The 16,018-nt window shown below is 65.6% G+C and carries 12 protein-coding genes and 1 tRNA gene; 11 read left to right on the top strand and 2 right to left on the bottom strand.

Annotation, left to right across the window (positions count from 1 at the left end; translation table 11 throughout):
* The first annotated feature begins 586 nt into the window (after window positions 1-586).
* From AC56LK_RS06125 to AC56LK_RS06090, 8 genes are all read left to right on the top strand, one after another.
* A complete protein-coding gene (locus AC56LK_RS06125) occupies window positions 587-1,231 on the top strand; it encodes an ANTAR domain-containing response regulator (protein WP_497183679.1) in 645 nt (214 codons plus the stop codon).
* Between the two features lie 26 nt (window positions 1,232-1,257).
* A complete protein-coding gene (locus AC56LK_RS06120; RefSeq protein WP_497183678.1) occupies window positions 1,258-2,418 on the top strand; it encodes a CmpA/NrtA family ABC transporter substrate-binding protein in 1,161 nt (386 codons plus the stop codon).
* A 279-nt stretch (window positions 2,419-2,697) separates the two neighbouring features.
* A complete protein-coding gene (locus AC56LK_RS06115) occupies window positions 2,698-3,993 on the top strand; it encodes an MFS transporter (RefSeq protein ID WP_497183677.1) in 1,296 nt (431 codons plus the stop codon).
* A gap of 11 nt (window positions 3,994-4,004) precedes the next feature.
* On the top strand, window positions 4,005-6,539 hold the full coding sequence (nirB, locus tag AC56LK_RS06110; RefSeq protein WP_497183676.1) for a nitrite reductase large subunit NirB: 2,535 nt from the start codon (window positions 4,005-4,007) through the stop codon (window positions 6,537-6,539).
* A 16-nt stretch (window positions 6,540-6,555) separates the two neighbouring features.
* Window positions 6,556-6,903 (top strand): nitrite reductase small subunit NirD, encoded by a 348-nt coding sequence (gene nirD / locus AC56LK_RS06105; protein WP_497183675.1) that lies wholly within the window; start codon window positions 6,556-6,558, stop codon window positions 6,901-6,903.
* On the top strand, window positions 6,888-8,111 hold the full coding sequence (locus AC56LK_RS06100) for an NAD(P)/FAD-dependent oxidoreductase (protein ID WP_497183674.1): 1,224 nt from the start codon (window positions 6,888-6,890) through the stop codon (window positions 8,109-8,111). Before nirD ends, AC56LK_RS06100 begins: the two co-directional genes overlap by 16 nt.
* Entirely contained in the window at window positions 8,111-10,792 is a 2,682-nt protein-coding gene (locus tag AC56LK_RS06095; protein WP_497183673.1) for a molybdopterin-dependent oxidoreductase, read from the top strand. Before AC56LK_RS06100 ends, AC56LK_RS06095 begins: the two co-directional genes overlap by 1 nt.
* A 157-nt stretch (window positions 10,793-10,949) precedes the next feature.
* Window positions 10,950-12,680, top strand: a complete 1,731-nt coding sequence (locus AC56LK_RS06090) for a DUF4214 domain-containing protein (RefSeq protein WP_497183672.1) — start codon at window positions 10,950-10,952, stop codon at window positions 12,678-12,680.
* An 89-nt stretch (window positions 12,681-12,769) separates the two neighbouring features.
* Here AC56LK_RS06090 and AC56LK_RS06085 read toward each other — a convergent pair.
* Window positions 12,770-12,846: transfer RNA gene (locus AC56LK_RS06085), tRNA-Pro, on the bottom strand.
* A 52-nt stretch (window positions 12,847-12,898) separates the two neighbouring features.
* The gene (gene ispB / locus AC56LK_RS06080) at window positions 12,899-13,885 is read right to left on the bottom strand and encodes an octaprenyl diphosphate synthase (protein ID WP_497183671.1); all 987 of its coding nucleotides are present in this window, start codon (window positions 13,883-13,885) and stop codon (window positions 12,899-12,901) included.
* 279 nt (window positions 13,886-14,164) lie between these two features.
* Here ispB and rplU point away from each other — a divergent pair, with 279 nt between their 5' ends.
* From rplU to cgtA, 3 genes are all read left to right on the top strand, one after another.
* Complete coding sequence (rplU, locus tag AC56LK_RS06075; protein ID WP_027865917.1) at window positions 14,165-14,476, top strand: 50S ribosomal protein L21; 312 nt, start codon at window positions 14,165-14,167, stop codon at window positions 14,474-14,476.
* Window positions 14,477-14,519: 43 nt separating this feature from the next.
* On the top strand, window positions 14,520-14,792 hold the full coding sequence (rpmA, locus tag AC56LK_RS06070) for a 50S ribosomal protein L27 (RefSeq protein WP_027865916.1): 273 nt from the start codon (window positions 14,520-14,522) through the stop codon (window positions 14,790-14,792).
* Between the two features lie 108 nt (window positions 14,793-14,900).
* Window positions 14,901-16,013, top strand: a complete 1,113-nt coding sequence (gene cgtA, locus AC56LK_RS06065) for an Obg family GTPase CgtA (RefSeq protein WP_497183670.1) — start codon at window positions 14,901-14,903, stop codon at window positions 16,011-16,013.
* The last annotated feature ends 5 nt before the right edge of the window (window positions 16,014-16,018 follow it).

The following is a 16,018-nucleotide window of genomic DNA, read 5'->3' as shown; positions in this document are numbered from 1 at the left end:
AAGGTTTGGCTTTCTAGCCAAAAATGCGATTTGCATTCTAGCTCAGCATTTCACGGTGCGGGGAATGTGGAGAACGGACTTGCTAAAAAAGACAATGCCGGCGTACATACATACGCCGGACCGGCAAATACATATCAATACGGCTGCTGCGTCGCAGCGTGTCAGGCGGCCGTGCGCGGGCGCTTGGCGGGGCGCAGGAACAGGGCCAGGCGGACCACCAGCGCCATCAGGGCGCAGACGCTCAGGACGGAGTCGAGCGTGTTCATGTTCAGCCCCGGACTGCCGGCGCCCAGCCGCCGTGGGCGGCATAGAGTTCGATCGAGAAGCTGCGCACTGCGGCGGCGGCGTTGGCGAAGAAGCGGCGGGTTGCGGCCATGGTGGACTCCTGTGAAAAAAGGTGATGTTGCGTCGCAGTATAAGGAGGGACGAGCCATAAATAAACTTTAGATTCGTGATTGCAGCGATGCGTTCTGTGAATAATTAACGATCCGAGCTCATCCGTGATATTGACGCCGCGAATGTCTCATCCCCGCCACTTCGCATGAGGCTCACTTGGGGTGGTGCGGTTCTTGCATGCCATACCGGCATGACATCCTCAAGCTGTGGTCCACCTCATCTGCGCATCGTCGTCGTCAACCCCGCCGCGCCGCCCGGCGCGGAGCGCGATGCGGCCCTTGCCGAACAGGCGCGCCGCAGCGCCGCACTGCGCATCGGGCTGCTGGAATCGGGCTACGACCTGATCGCCTCGCTGCCGGCCGACGTGTTCCTGCCCGAGCGCATCGCCCAGCTGCAGCCGGACATGATCATCGTCGACAGCGAGTCGGACGCGCGCGACATCCTCGAACACATCGTGATCGCCACCCGCGATGCGCGCCGTCCGATCGTGCTGTTCACCGAAGACGATGCGCCGGCCAGCATGGATGCCGCGCTGGAAGCGGGGGTTTCGGCCTACATCGTGGCCGGCCTGCACGCAGAGCGCGTCAAGCCGGTGCTGGACGTGGCGCTGGCGCGCTTCCGGCGCGAACAGAAGCTGCTCGACGAATTGCAGGGCACGCGCCAGAAGCTGGCCGAGCGCAAGATCGTCGACCGCGCCAAGGGCCTCCTGATGACGCGCTACCAGCTTACCGAGGACCAGGCCTACCAGCGCCTGCGCAGCATGGCCATGAACAAGAACCTGAAGCTGGCGGAGATCGCGCAGCGGCTGATCGATGTGGAAGACCTGCTCGGATGATGCCGGCGGCGGAGAAACGGAACACTATGGCAGGCAGCGAGCAAAGCGGCGCATGGATCGCCGGTTCCGACCAACCGGAGCGAACCACCGTGCGGATCGGCTTCATGCCGCTGGCCGACTGCGCGCCGGTGGTGATGGCCTCGGTGCTCGGCTTCGACGAACAATACGGGATCCGGTTCGAACTGAGCCGCGAGCTGTCCTGGACCGGCATGCGCGACCGCCTGGTGGGCGGCGGGATCGATGCGGCCCACGTCCTGTATGGACTGCTGTACGGCCTGCAGATGGGCGTCGGCACGCGGGCGCGCCAGATGGCCGTCCTGATGAACCTGAACCAGAACGGCCAGGGCATCACGCTGTCGCGCGCCCTGGCCGCGCGCGCCCAGGACGGGGCGGCGCTGGCGCGGCTGCTGCATGCGGAACAGTTGCGTCCCACCTTCGGCCATACATTCCCGACCGGGAACCACGCGATGCTCCTGTATTACTGGCTGGCCGCCGCCGGCATCGATCCTTTCGAGGACTGCAAGCTGGTCACGGTGCCGCCCGGGCAGATGGCATCCAGCCTGGCGGCCGGCCACATGGACGGCTTCTGCGCCGGCGAGCCCTGGGGCCAGCGCGCGCTGCGCGAAGGCGTGGGCGTGCCGGCGCTGTCGAGCGAAGAGATCTGGCCGGACCATCCGGGCAAGGTGCTGGGCACGAGCGCCGACTTCGCCGCCGCCCATCCGCACACTTGCCGCGCGATGGTGGCCGCGCTCTTGGCGGCGGCGCGCTGGCTGGATGCCTCGCGCACCAACCGCGAAGCGGCCGCCGAGGTGCTGGCCAGCCCCGGCTACGTGAATGCGGGCAGGGACGTGCTGCAACATTGCCTGGCCGGTCGTGCGGGCGGCAAGGGCGTCGCCGGCGCCTGGCGCGGCCACAACGGCCTGCGCTTCTTCGGCGAGGGCGAAGCCACCTTCCCCTGGCTGTCGGACGGCATGTGGTTCCTCACCCAGCAGCGCCGCTGGGGCCTGCTGCGTACCGACCCGGCCTATGCCGCCATCGCGCGCGAGGTCAACCGCATCGATCTCTACCGCGACGGCGCGGCGCTCGCCGGCGTGGCCGTGCCGGATACGCCGCTGCGCAGTTCGACCCTGCTCGACGGCCGCGTGTGGGACGGCAGCGACCCTGCCGGCTACGCCGCATCGTTTTGAGTGGTTTGACTGAATCGGTGCGCCGGACTGCATCATTTGCGGGCATGTTGCACCGCAATGTAGCGCGCCGCCCGATCCTTCCCTTGCGCTTCCCTCTGTGCCCGGTCTGGCACGGCTCTTGCTCATACTTTGGTAAAGGATCAATGGCGATCCCCTTCAACTTGTCGCTGGTCTAACGAGGGACCGGCAAACAAGCGCAACGACAGGACAACGGCGTCCGCAGCTCACTGCTTCAACAGCAGGAGCGCGGACGCCGTTTTGTTTTCTAAAGGAAGAAACATGGCCAGCAAAGCAGACAGCATCAAACTCTTCTCGTTCAATACGGCGCCGATGCGCGCCTTTCACCTGACCTGGGTCGCCTTCTTCATCTGCTTCTTCGCCTGGTTCGCCTGCGCACCGCTGATGCCGGTCATCAAGGGCGAGTTCGGCCTGTCGATGGAGCAGGTCGCCAACATCAACATCGCCGCCGTCGCCATCACGATCTTCGTGCGGCTGCTCATCGGCCCCCTGTGCGACCGCTTCGGCCCGCGCAAGGCCTATACCGGATTGCTGCTGCTGGGTTCCATCCCGGTGCTGGGCGTGGCGATGGCGCAGAGCTACGAGAGCTTCCTGCTGTTCCGCCTCGGGATCGGCGCGGTCGGCGCCAGCTTCGTGATCACCCAGTACCACACCTCGGTGATGTTCGGCCCGAAGGTGGTCGGTACCGCCAACGCGGCTGCCGCGGGCTGGGGCAACAGCGGCGGCGGCGCGGCCCAGGCCCTGATGCCGCTGCTGCTCACCGCGGTCACCATGCTCGGCGTCTCGCAGGCCATGAGCTGGCGCGTGGCGCTGGTGGTGCCGGGCCTGATGATGATCGTGATGGCCTTCGTCTACTGGCGCTACACCCAGGATTGCCCGGCCGGGAACTACGACGAGCTGCGCGCCAAGGGCGAACTCCCGCAGGGGAACAAAGGCGGCCTGGCGAGCTTCCGCGAAGCCTGCCGCAACCACCGCGCCTGGCTGCTGTTCGTCACCTACGGCGCCTGCTTCGGCATCGAGATCTTCATCCACAACATCGCCGCCGTGTACTACGTCGACAAGTTCGGCCTGTCGCTCGGCGCGGCCGGCCTGGCCGCCGGCAGCTTCGGCCTGCTGGCCCTGTTCGCCCGCGCCCTCGGCGGCTGGCTGTCGGACCGCAGCGCCAGGGCCGGCAGCCTCAACAGCCGTGTCACCGTGCTGTTCGTGCTGATGATCGGCGAAGGCCTGGGCCTGCTGTGGTTCGCACAGGCCGAGGGCGTGGCCTACGCCGTGATCGCCATGCTGTGCTTCGGCCTGTTCACCCACATGGCCTGCGGCGCCACCTACGCGCTGGTGCCCTTCGTCGCACCGAGGGCGCTGGGCGGTGTGGCCGGCATCGTCGGCGCGGGCGGCAACGTCGGCGCCGTGGCGGCCGGTTTCCTGATGAAGGGCACGGGCGACATCGCCCAGACCCTGACGATCTTGAGCGTGATGGTGCTGGTCGCAAGCCTGTGCGCCATCGCCGCCCGTTTCACCATGACCGCAGGCGAGGCATCGCCGGCGGTCTCCGCCGCATAAGGAGTAGAGCAATGCATATCGTCGTCGTCGGCCACGGCATGGTGGGCCATAAATTCGTTGAAACCCTCGCAGCCAGCGGAGACCCGGACCTGCGCGTCACGATCCTGGGCGAAGAACCGCGCCCGGCATACGACCGGGTCCACCTGTCCGAATTCTTCGCCGGGAAAAGCGCGCAAGACCTGTCGCTGGTAGCACCTGGCTTCTTCGAGAACCAGCAACTGTCGCTGCGCCTCGGCACCCGCGTGGTCGGCATCGACCGCGAGGCGCGCCAGGTCACGCTCGCGGAAGGCGAGCCTGTGAGCTACGACAAGCTGGTGCTGGCCACCGGTTCCTACCCTTTCGTGCCGCCGGTGCCGGGATCGGACCGCAAGGACTGCTTCGTCTACCGCACCATCGAAGACCTGGAAGCCATGCAGGAGTGCGGCGGCCGTTCGCGCACCGGCGTGGTGGTCGGTGGCGGCCTGCTCGGCCTGGAATGCGCGAAAGCGCTGCGCGACCTGGGCCTGCAGACCCACGTGGTCGAGTTCGCGCCGCGCCTGATGGCGGTGCAGGTCGATGATCCGGGGGCGCGCGTGCTGCGCAACAAGATCGAAGAGCTGGGCGTGCAGGTGCACACCCAGAAGAACACCCTGCTCATCGCCGACGGCGAGGAGGGCACGCACCGCATGCAGTTCGCCGACGGCAGCCACCTGGACACCGACATGATCGTGTTCTCGGCCGGCATCCGTCCGCGCGACGAGCTGGCGCGCTTCAGCGGCCTGGCCCTCGGCCAGCGCGGCGGCATCGTCATCGACGACGCCTGCCTGACTTCCGATCCGCACATCTACGCCATCGGCGAATGCGCCTTGTGGAAGGGGCAGCTGTTCGGCCTGGTGGCGCCGGGCTATGACATGGCGCGCACCGCGGCAAAGCACATCCTCGGCATCGAGACCAGCTTCACGGGCGCCGACATGAGCACCAAGTTGAAACTGATGGGCGTGGACGTGGCCAGCATCGGCGACGCGCATGGCGCCACCAGCGGTTGCCGCAGCTACCAGTTCCTCGACGAGCGCAAGCAGGAATACCGCAAGATCGTCACCTCGAGCTGCGGAAAGCAGCTGATCGGCGCCGTGCTGGTGGGCGATGCCTCGTCCTACGGCGAGCTGCTGCAGATGATGCTGAACGGGATCGCACTGCCGGAGTCGCCCGAAGTCCTGATCCTGCCGCAACTCGACGGCGCGGCGCGCCCGGCGCTCGGCGTCGACGCATTGCCTGCCAGCGCCCAGATCTGCTCCTGCAACGACGTCTCGAAAGGGGCACTGTGCGAAGCGGTGGCGGGTGGCGCCGGCTCGATCGGCGCGCTGAAAAGCTGCACCAAGGCCGGCACCGCCTGCGGTGGCTGCGTGCCCCTGATGACCCAGGTGATGAATGCCGAGCTGACCCGGCTGGGCGTGGCCGTCAACGACCACCTGTGCGAGCACTTCGCCTGCTCGCGCCAGGAGCTCTACCACCTGGTGCGTGTGGAGGGCATCCGCAGCTTCGGCGAGCTGATCGCGCGCCACGGCAAGGGCCTCGGCTGCGACATCTGCAAGCCGGTGGTGGCGAATATTCTCGCCTCGGCCTGGAACGACTTCGTGCTCAAGCCGGAGCACGCCAGCCTGCAGGATTCGAACGACTACTTCCTCGGCAACATCCAGAAGGACGGCACCTATTCGGTGGTGCCGCGCATGCCGGGCGGCGAAGTGACGGCCGACGGCCTGATCGCGGTGGGGCAGGTGGCCAAGAAGTACGGCCTGTACACCAAGATCACCGGCGGCCAGCGGGTCGACCTGTTCGGCGCCCGCCTGGAGCAGCTGCCGAACATCTGGGAAGAGCTGATCGCGGCCGGCTTCGAATCGGGCCACGCCTACGGCAAGTCGCTGCGCACCGTGAAATCCTGCGTCGGCTCGACCTGGTGCCGCTACGGCGTCGGCGACAGCCTGGCCTTCGCCATCGCGCTGGAGAACCGCTACAAGGGCCTGCGCTCGCCGCACAAGATCAAGTTCGGCGTCTCCGGCTGTACCCGCGAGTGCGCCGAGGCGCAGGGCAAGGACGTCGGCCTGATCGCCACCGAGAAGGGCTGGAACCTCTACGTCTGCGGCAACGGCGGCATGAAGCCGCGCCATGCGGAACTGATCGCCTCCGGCATCGACGACGAAACCGTGGTCAAGCTGGTCGACCGCTTCCTGATGTTCTACGTGCGTACCGCCGGCCGCCTGCAGCGCACCAGCGTGTGGCGCGAGAACCTCGAGGGTGGCCTGGACTACCTGAAGCAGGTGGTGGTCGAGGACAAGCTGGGAATCGCGGCCGAGCTCGAGGCCCAGATGCAGCACGTGGTGGACACCTATGCCTGCGAATGGAAGGAGGCCGTCACCAATCCGGAAGTGCGGCGCCGTTTCCGCCACTTCGTCAACAGCGAAGCGCTTGATAGCAATGTCGTGTTCGTGCCGGAGCGCGGCCAGATCCGCCCGGCCAATCCCGAAGAGCGACGCGGACGCGTCATCCCGATCGCCGCCAGCGCGGCTTGAATCCAAGGAGAAAACCATGCACCGAGATATGCAGCTTCAGAACTGGACCGCCGTCTGCGCCCTTGACGAGATCGTGCCGGACACCGGCGTCTGCGCCCTGGTCGACAACCGCCAGGTGGCCGTGTTCCGCGTCGGCGGCGCCGACCCGCGTGTCTTCGCCATCGACAACTTCGACCCCAACGCCCAGGCGGCGGTGCTGTCGCGCGGCCTGGTCGGCAGCATCGGCGAGCGCATCGTGGTCGCCTCGCCCATCTACAAGCAGCATTTCGACCTTCACAGCGGCGAATGCCTGGAAGCCCCCGAGCATTCGGTGGCCAGCTACCCGGCCCGCGTGGAAGGAGGCAAGGTATGGATCGCTCCATAAAACCCCGGCTGGTCGTGGTCGGCAACGGCATGGCCGGCATGCGTACCGTCGAGGAACTGCTGAAGCTCGACGCGGGCATGTACGACATCACCGTGTTCGGCGCGGAGCCGCGCGTGAACTACAACCGCATCCTGCTCTCGCCGGTCCTGGCCGGCGAGAAGCGGGCCGAGGACATCGTGCTGCACACCCGCGAGTGGTATGCGGAGCAGGGCATCGTGCTGCACGCCGGCGATCCGGTGGTGGCGATCGACCGCAAGCGCCGCACCGTTCACTCTCGTTCGGGACTGGCCGTTGCTTATGATCGACTCCTGCTGGCGACCGGTTCCAGCCCCTTCATCGTGCCGGTGCCGGGTTCGACGCTCGAGGGCGTCATCGGCTTCCGTGACCTCGACGACGTCGAGGTGATGCTGGCCGCGGCCCGGCGCGGCGGCAGCGCCGTCGTCATCGGCGGCGGCCTGCTCGGGCTGGAAGCGGCCAACGGCCTGCTGCGGCAGGGCATGCAGGTGACCGTGGTGCACCTGACGAACAGCCTGATGAACCAGCAGCTCGACCCGCAGGCCGCCCTCTTGCTCAAGCTGGCGCTGGAACGGCGCGGCCTGCGCATCCTGCTCGGCGCGCAGACCGAGACCATCCTGGGCAGCGGCAGGGTGGAAGCGGTACGCTTCGCCGACGGCCTCGAAGTGCCGGCCGACCTGGTCGTGATGGCCGCCGGCGTGCGCCCCAACGTGGCGCTGGCCCGCGAGGCCGGCCTGCACGTCGAGCGCGCCATCGTGGTCGACGACACCCTGCAGACCTACGATCCGCGCGTGTACGCCGTGGGCGAGTGCGTCCAGCACCGCAAGGCCACCTTCGGCCTGGTGGCGCCGATCTGGGACCAGGCGCGCGTCTGCGCGGCCCACCTGGCCGGGCTCGGGCACCGCCGCTACGTGCAGCAGGCCACCGCGACCAAGCTGAAGGTGACCGGGATCGACCTGTACTCGGCCGGCGACATCGTCGGCCTCGAGGGCAGCGAAGACCTGGTGCTGCGCGACCGCCACGCCGGCGTGTACAAGCGCCTGGTGCTGGCCGGGAACCGCGTCACCGGTGCGGTGCTGTACGGCGACGTGTCCGACGGCCCCTGGTACTTCGACCTGATCCAGCGCGGCGCCGACGTGTCGGGCTTCCGCGACCGGCTGCTGTTCGGTCCGGCCCTGTGCGAGGCTGCCTGATGAATGCACCCATGATTCCGATCGCTTCGGCGGTCCGCACCACCTGTCCCTACTGCGGCGTCGGCTGCGGCATCAAGGCCACCCCCATGGCGGACGGCGCCCTGATCGAGGGCGACCCCGATCACATGGCGAGCCGCGGGCGCCTGTGCGTCAAGGGATCGGCACTGGGCGAGACGCTCGGCCTGGACGGGCGCCTGCTGGCCCCCGCCATCCGCGAGGAGGGCAGGCTGCGTACGGCAAGCTGGGACGAGGCGCTCGGCAAGGTCGCCTCGACCTTCGCGGCCATCATCGCCGAGCATGGCCCGGACGCGGTGGCGATGTACGTCTCGGGCCAGCTGCTGACCGAGGACTACTACGTCGCCAACAAGTTCATGAAGGGCTACGTCGGCAGCGCCAACATCGACACTAATTCGCGCCTGTGCATGTCTTCGGCGGTGGCCGGCCACAAGCGCGCCTTCGGCGAAGACCTGGTGCCCGGCTGCTACGAAGACTTCGAACTGGCCGACCTGGTCGTGCTGGTCGGCTCGAACACGGCCTGGTGCCACCCGACCCTGTTCCAGCGCATCGCCAAGGCGAAGGAGGCGCGCCCGTCGATGCGCATCGTGGCGATCGACCCGCGCCGCACCGCCACCTGCGAACTGGCCGACCTGCACCTGCCGGTCAAGGCCGGCACCGACGTCTGGCTGTTCAACGGCCTCCTGACCCACCTGGCGCGCGCCGGCGCCGCCGACCATGCCTTCGTCGCCGCCCACACGGACGGCCTCGACGCCGCGCTGGAAGAAGCGGCCGGCTGCGCCGACATCGACTTCGTCGCCCGTACCTGCGGCGTCGATCCGCACAAGCTGGCCGAGTTCTACGACATGTTCGCCGCGACCGGGAAGGTCGTCACCGCCTTCTCGCAGGGCGTCAACCAGTCCTCGAGCGGCACGGACAAGGTCAACAGCATCATCAACTGCCACCTGCTCACCGGCCGCATCGGCCAGGCGGGCATGGGGCCGTTCTCGCTGACCGGCCAGCCGAACGCGATGGGCGGGCGCGAAGTGGGCGGCCTTGCCAACATGCTGGCGAGCCATCTCGACCTGGACAAGCCGGCCCACCGCGAGGCCGTGCGCAGCTTCTGGGATTCTCCGCGCATCGCCGACAAGCCCGGGCTGAAGGCGGTCGACCTGTTCCGCGCCATCGAAGCCGGCAAGGTCAAGGCCGTGTGGATCATGGCGACCAATCCCGTGGTCAGCCTGCCCGACGCCGACCAGGTGAAACGCGCGCTGCAGCGCTGCGAGCTGGTGGTGGTATCGGACATGAGCGGCGCCACCGACACCGCCGCGCTGGGACACGTGCTGCTGCCCGCGCTCGGCTGGGGCGAAAAGGACGGCACGGTCACCAATTCCGAGCGCTGCATCTCGCGCCAGCGCGGCTTCCTGCCGGCGCCGGGCGACGCAAGAAGCGACTGGCAGGCGATCTGCCAGGTCGCGCAGCGCATGGGGTTCCGCGGCTTCGATTACGAGGACGCGCACCAGATCTTCGACGAGCACGCCCGGCTCTCGATCTGGCGCAACGAAGAAGGCGGGCTGCCGCGCGCCTTCCGGATCGACGGCCTGGTGGGGATGGACCGCGCCGCCTATGACGCGCTGGAGCCGCTGCAATGGCCCGTCCTGCAGGGGCGGGAAGGCAGTACGCGGCTGTTTGGCGACGGCCGCTTCTCCCACCCCGACGGCAAGGCGCGCTTCGTCGCAACCGCCCCACGCGCGCCGGTGCACGCGCCCGGCGGCGAATTCCCGCTGGCGCTGAACACCGGGCGCCTGCGCGACCAGTGGCACACCATGACCCGCACCGGCAAGTCGCCGCGCCTGGCCGGCCATGCCCCCGAACCCTTCGTGGACCTGCATCCGCACGATGCCCTGCTCAGCGGCGTGCGCGAGGGTGAACTGGCGCGCGTCACCAGCCGCTGGGGCGCGATGGTGGCGCGGGTGGCGCACAGCGGCGGCATCGCGCGCGGCGCCGCCTTCGTGCCGATCCACTGGAACGGCCAGACCGCCTCGGATGCGCGGGTCGGCGCCGTGGTCAATCCGGAAGTCGACCCGGTCTCGGGCGAACCCGAGTTCAAGCACACGCCGGTGCGGATCGAACCCTTCGGCGTGGCCTGGCACGGCTTCATCTTGAGCCGTGAGGAGCTGGACCTCGCGCGCGTGGCCCACTGGACGCGGGTGCGCGGCACGGGCTTCATACGTTACGAGCTGGGCGGGCGCGAAGCGGTCTCGCCGGAGTGGGCGAAAGTGCTGTTGGGTGGGGCTGACGAGGAAGCGGAATGGATCGAATATCAGGACAAGTCGGAGGGCATGCTGCGCTGCGCGCTGCTGGTCGATGGCCGCCTGCAGGCCTGCCTGTTCGTCTCGCGCCGCCCGGACCTGCCGGCGCGCAGCTGGCTCGGCGGCCTGTTTGCCGACGAAGTCCTGCCGGCGAAGGAACGGGCCACGCTGCTGGCAGGCCGCCCACCGGTGCAGGGGGAGGACCCTGGCCCGACGGTGTGTTCCTGCTTCGGCGTGGGACGCAACACGATCCGTATGGCCATCCGCGAGCATGGACTGTGCGATGCCGCAGCCGTCACCGCCTGCGTACGTGCGGGCGGAAACTGCGGTTCCTGCCTGCCCGAGATCCGGCAACTGCTGGCAGAGCCTGACTAGCGCAGGGTGCGCGAGAATAAGGCTTCGGTGCGCGTGACCTGGCAGCCGAAGCTGCCCTGAAATTGCGTAAAGGAAATATTTTCGGTAGACTGTTCTACAATTTATAGCAACCTTGCTGATCGAATTGAGGAACAGAGAAACTATGAGGCGCTTGGGATTGATCGGTACCGTGGTACTGGGGTTATTGGCAGGATGCGGCGTAGAGCAGCAGCCGGTAGCCGAGAAGGCAAGCGCTTCACGCCGCAGCGCAAAGCTGCTGGCAAGCGTCACCGCGGCCGATGCGGCGACCGGCGTCCATGCAGTTTCAGGGTACCGGGCAAACTACGCTATCGCTCATAAGGACGGTGTCGTTACCGTAACCAGCAAGGTCGACAGTCGGGATGTTCACGTGTTCCAGGCTCCGAAGTTGATCAAATTTGTGGACAGGTGGACGTCGTTCGACATCGATGGCACGCCGGGTCAGATCTATCGTCTTTACCAGGCGGCATTCAATCGGAAGCCAGATCATGCCGGCCTCGGCTTCTGGATCAAGGCAAACCAGGACGGATCCAGCCTGGCCCACATCTCAGGCAACCTCATCGGCTCGGCTGAATTCAAGACGGCATATGGCGAACGTTCCTCGCCTGGCGTGTTTGTCGACGCGCTGTATCGGAATATCCTGCACCGGGCGGGGGAGGCTGGCGGGTTCGACTGGTGGGTTCAGCAGGTGTCCAATGGCCTGGACCGGTCCGCAGTGCTGATCGGCTTTGCCGACAGCAAAGAAAACAGGCTTGCGCTCATGCCGGATATGGCGAATGGATTCGACTTCGTACCTCACAACCCTGGCGGTCCTATCGTCGCGCGGTCGAGTTCATACGAGAATAGAATGCAGGCGTTTGCTGCGCTAGGTCCGGTCACCCTGCCTACATTCTCGAATGGCGAGGTCATTGGCGCGGCATACGCGTTTGCCGACTTCCTGCAAGACGGTAGCTATACGATGGTCGCGGCGACGGCGAACTTCTCCCGGGAACACACTGATGCGCGCGGCACTCCAGACAAACCGGCCAAGCTGTACTTCTTCCAACGGGTAAATGGCACTTGGGTCGATATATCGGCACGTTTGCTCTCTGACCAAACAGCTTGTATCAGCGCACGCAAGGCGATCGTGGCCGATTTCAATGGTGACGGCAAGCCGGATGTTTTCTTGTCTTGTCACGGCTACGATGCCGAACCTTTTCCTGGCGAAAATCAGCGCGTGCTGCTCAGCCATGCCACGGGTTATCGCAACGTCGAGATCGCGATCAATTGCTTCTGCCATGGTGCAGCGGCTGCGGATTTTTCTGGGAATGGATATGCGGACATTCTGCTGGCCGACCAGATGGTCGCCAGGACGCCGTATTTCCTGATCAATAACAGGGACGGCTCCTTCAAGGCCGACAAGACGCGCTTCCCGTCCGGGCTCATGTATAAATTGATCTGGACTGCTGAATTGGTCGACACTACCGGCACGGGAAGATTCGATGCCTTCCTGGCCGGGGCGGATCCCGCCGGCGACGGCTACCAGATCGCGCCGACCATCTTCCGTAACGATGGACAGAACGGCTTCCACCATGCGTCCACGACGATTCAGATGCTGCCGTCCGCAGGCGATAAATTTGGCTACGGCGTAACCCTGGATGCCATTTTCGACCGCGACACGGTCTACCTTTTGCGCACTTTTAATTACGCATCGATGGCTGTTCAGAAGACCAAGCTGTCCACAGGCGCATCATCCGAGATCTATGCACATTCGGGCAGCTATCACCCCAGCTTGAATACACAAAACTGGCACTGGTTCCCGTGGATCGGATTCGCTGGCAATCGCGTTGTAGCGACTGAGGCTACGTATGATGCAAAGGCCGACAAGTGAAGGCGTGGACGTTTCGTGGGTGGCGACACCGCCACCGCACAAACAAAAACAGCGGATGGATATCCGCTGTTTTTGTTTGATGAATTCGGTGGTCGGGGTGAGAGGATTCGAACCTCCGGCCTCTACGTCCCGAACGTAGCGCTCTACCGGGCTAAGCTACACCCCGACGGTTTGAGATCGCGTTTCCACAATCTCGGGAAGGCATTACTATAATTTGCTCAGTGGTTCCTGTCAACAGCGAAGCTGCAGAGCTGGAGCAGGCTGGCCTTGTAGAGACTGTCCGGAAGGCCGGAGATCGCCTCGGCCGCGCGCCGTCCCGCCTGTTCCGCCTGCTTGCGGGTATAGTCCAGCGCGCCGCTCGAGGTGACCGCCGCCAGCACCGCCTCGAACTGTTCCTCGTCGCCGTGTTCGATGCAGCTGCGCACCAGCTGGCGCTGTTCGTCGCTGCCGTTTTCCATCAGCCAGATCAGCGGCAGGGTAGGCTTGCCTTCGCGCAGGTCGTCGCCCAGGTTCTTGCCGATCTCGGCGGCGTCGCCGGCGTAGTCCAGCACGTCGTCGATCAGCTGGAAGGCCGTGCCCAGCGAGCGGCCGTACTCGCCGGCCGCTTCGATCTGCGCGTCGCTCGCGCCGCCGATCAGGGCGCCCAGCTCGGCCGCCGCCTCGAACAGCTTGGCGGTCTTGGAGCGGATCACCTTCAGGTAGCTCTCGTGGGTCACGTCGGGGTCGTGCATGTTCAGCAGCTGCAGCACCTCGCCTTCGGCGATCACGGTGGTGGCGCGCGACAGGATGCTCATCACGCGCATGTTGTCGAGGCTGGTCATCATCTCGAAAGAGCGCGAGTACAAATAGTCGCCGACCAGCACCGAGGCCGCGTTGCCGAACAGGGCGTTCGCCGTCTGGCGGCCGCGGCGCATCGAGGATTCGTCGACCACGTCGTCGTGCAGCAGGGTCGCGGTATGGATGAACTCGACCACCGCCGCCAGCTCGTGGTGCGCCGTGCCCTTGTAGCCGTAGGCGTTCGCCAGCAGCAGGACCAGCACCGGCCGGATCCGCTTGCCGCCCGCGCTGATGATGTACTCGGAGATCTGGTTCACCAGGCTCACTTCCGACTGCAGTCGCTGTCGGATCACCGCGTTCACGGCCTCCATGTCGGTGGCGATCGATTGGGCGATGGTGTTCTGGGCGTGTTGGGTAGCGGCTGACAAGGCGAACCTGCAATAAACGGTGAGTATTAAGTGCCGGGATTATACGTCATGCAAGGAAAGGCTGTCCCACTGATGGCTTATCAGTCGCCGCGGCGAGCGAAACGCCGGCCGGGAGCATTGTTGGCATTGTGCTACGCAGACAACACGATCCCAGCCGAATCGTCAAGGCCTTTTGACGCGCTGCAGCGAGTTATGTATAATCCCCTGTTCCCCGGCTTCCGAACAGTCCAGCGTCTCGACGCCGGCGGGATTCTTTTAACATTTGATGAGGTTTCAATCATGTACGCGGTCATAAAAACCGGTGGCAAGCAATACAAAGTTGTCGCTGGCGAAAAACTCAAAGTAGAACAGATACCTGCTGACATTGGTTCCGAACTCACCATCGATCAAGTTCTCGCGCTCGGCGCGGGCGATAGCATCAAGTTTGGTGCTCCGCTGGTCGAAGGTGCCTCGGTCCTGGTGAAAGTTGTTTCCCACGGTCGCCACGACAAGGTCCGCATCTTCAAGATGCGCCGTCGTAAGCACTACCAGAAGCGTCAGGGCCATCGCCAGAACTTCACCGAAATCCAGGTGGTGTCGATCAACGGCTAATCGCCGTTCGATTCACCAAGTTCATTCATCAAGGAGCAAATAAATGGCACACAAAAAAGGTGGCGGTACTACCCGCAACGGCCGTGACTCAGAAAGCAAGCGCCTCGGCGTGAAAGTCTACGGCGGCCAGGCGATCAACGCCGGCGGCATCATCATCCGTCAACGCGGCACCCCGGTGCGCGCTGGCACCAACGTCGGCACCGGCAAGGATCACACCCTGTTCGCGCTGGTCGACGGTACCGTCAAGTTCGTCAAGCAAGGCGTGGGCTCGAAGCAGTTCGTGACCGTCGTTGCTAACGAAGCAGTCGCTGCTTAATTAAGCACACGCGCCGCGCGTTCTGCGGCGCTTCTTTGCAAGGCGCAAGCCTTCCATCGAAAGGCTCTGCCCACGGTAGGGCCTTTTTAGTTTTTATCGGTCACCATCATGAAGTTTATCGACGAAGCAAGAATTGAAGTCATCGCCGGCGACGGCGGCAACGGGTGCGCCTCGTTCCGCCGCGAGAAGTTCCGCCCATTCGGCGGCCCGGACGGCGGCGACGGCGGCAAGGGCGGCTCGATCTACGTGGTGGCCGACCGTAACATCAACACCCTGGTGGACTTCCGCTACTCGAAGACCCACCACGCCCGCAACGGCGAACCGGGCCGCGGCTCCGACTGCTACGGCAAGGGCGCCGAGGACGTCTACCTGCGCATGCCGGTGGGCACCCTGATCGTGGACGACGTCAACGGCGAGATCATCGCCGACCTGACCGAGCACGGCCAGACCGAACTGCTGGCGCAAGGCGGCGAGGGCGGCTGGGGCAACATCCACTTCAAGACCTCGACCAACCGCGCGCCGCGCCAGAAGACCGAAGGCAAGGAAGGCCAGCGCCGCACCCTGCGCCTGGAGCTGAAGGTGCTGGCCGACGTCGGCCTGCTGGGCATGCCGAACGCCGGCAAGTCGACCTTCATCACGGCCGTCTCGAACGCCAAGCCGAAGATCGCCGACTACCCGTTCACCACCCTGCACCCGAACCTGGGCGTGGTGCGCGTGTCGCACGAGAAAAGCTTCGTGATCGCCGACATCCCGGGCCTGATCGAGGGCGCGGCCGAAGGCGCCGGCCTGGGCCACCAGTTCCTGCGCCACCTGGCGCGTACCGGCCTGCTGCTGCACATCGTCGACCTGTCCTCCTTCGATGCCAACGTCGATCCGGTCAAGGAAGCCAAGGCCCTGATCAAGGAACTCGAGAAGTACGACGAAGAGCTGCTGAACAAGCCGCGCTGGCTGGTGCTGAACAAGCTCGACGTGGTCGAGGAAGCCGAGCGCAAGAAGCGCGTCAAGGACTTCGTCAAGCGCCTGGGCTGGAAGGGCCCGGTGTTCGAGATTTCGGCGCTGAACCGCGAAGGCTGCCAGGACCTGGTCAATGCGATCTACCTGCACCTGGAAGAAAAGCGCCACAGCGAGCACCGTGCCGAAGAGACCACGATGACCGAGGAAGCGCGCGGCATCCATTCGATCGATCCGGACGATCCGCGCTTCAAGATCCTCGAAGATTAAGGTTC

Source organism: Telluria sp. ZB4P36 (assembly GCF_059685865.1).
Note: the sequence above shows the minus strand (reverse complement) of the source record. Positions and strands in the feature narration are given on the sequence as shown.

Bases quoted from the DNA above. Each gene is read 5' to 3' on its own strand.
- AC56LK_RS06125 (WP_497183679.1), top strand. From the start codon at position 587: ATGACATCCTCAAGCTGTGGTCCACCTCATCTGCGCATCGTCGTCGTC.
- AC56LK_RS06120 (WP_497183678.1), top strand. From the start codon at position 1,258: ATGGCAGGCAGCGAGCAAAGCGGCGCATGGATCGCCGGTTCCGACCAA.
- AC56LK_RS06115 (WP_497183677.1), top strand. From the start codon at position 2,698: ATGGCCAGCAAAGCAGACAGCATCAAACTCTTCTCGTTCAATACGGCG.
- nirB (WP_497183676.1), top strand. From the start codon at position 4,005: ATGCATATCGTCGTCGTCGGCCACGGCATGGTGGGCCATAAATTCGTT.
- nirD (WP_497183675.1), top strand. From the start codon at position 6,556: ATGCACCGAGATATGCAGCTTCAGAACTGGACCGCCGTCTGCGCCCTT.
- AC56LK_RS06100 (WP_497183674.1), top strand. From the start codon at position 6,888: ATGGATCGCTCCATAAAACCCCGGCTGGTCGTGGTCGGCAACGGCATG.
- AC56LK_RS06095 (WP_497183673.1), top strand. From the start codon at position 8,111: ATGAATGCACCCATGATTCCGATCGCTTCGGCGGTCCGCACCACCTGT.
- rplU (WP_027865917.1), top strand. From the start codon at position 14,165: ATGTACGCGGTCATAAAAACCGGTGGCAAGCAATACAAAGTTGTCGCT.
- rpmA (WP_027865916.1), top strand. From the start codon at position 14,520: ATGGCACACAAAAAAGGTGGCGGTACTACCCGCAACGGCCGTGACTCA.
- cgtA (WP_497183670.1), top strand. From the start codon at position 14,901: ATGAAGTTTATCGACGAAGCAAGAATTGAAGTCATCGCCGGCGACGGC.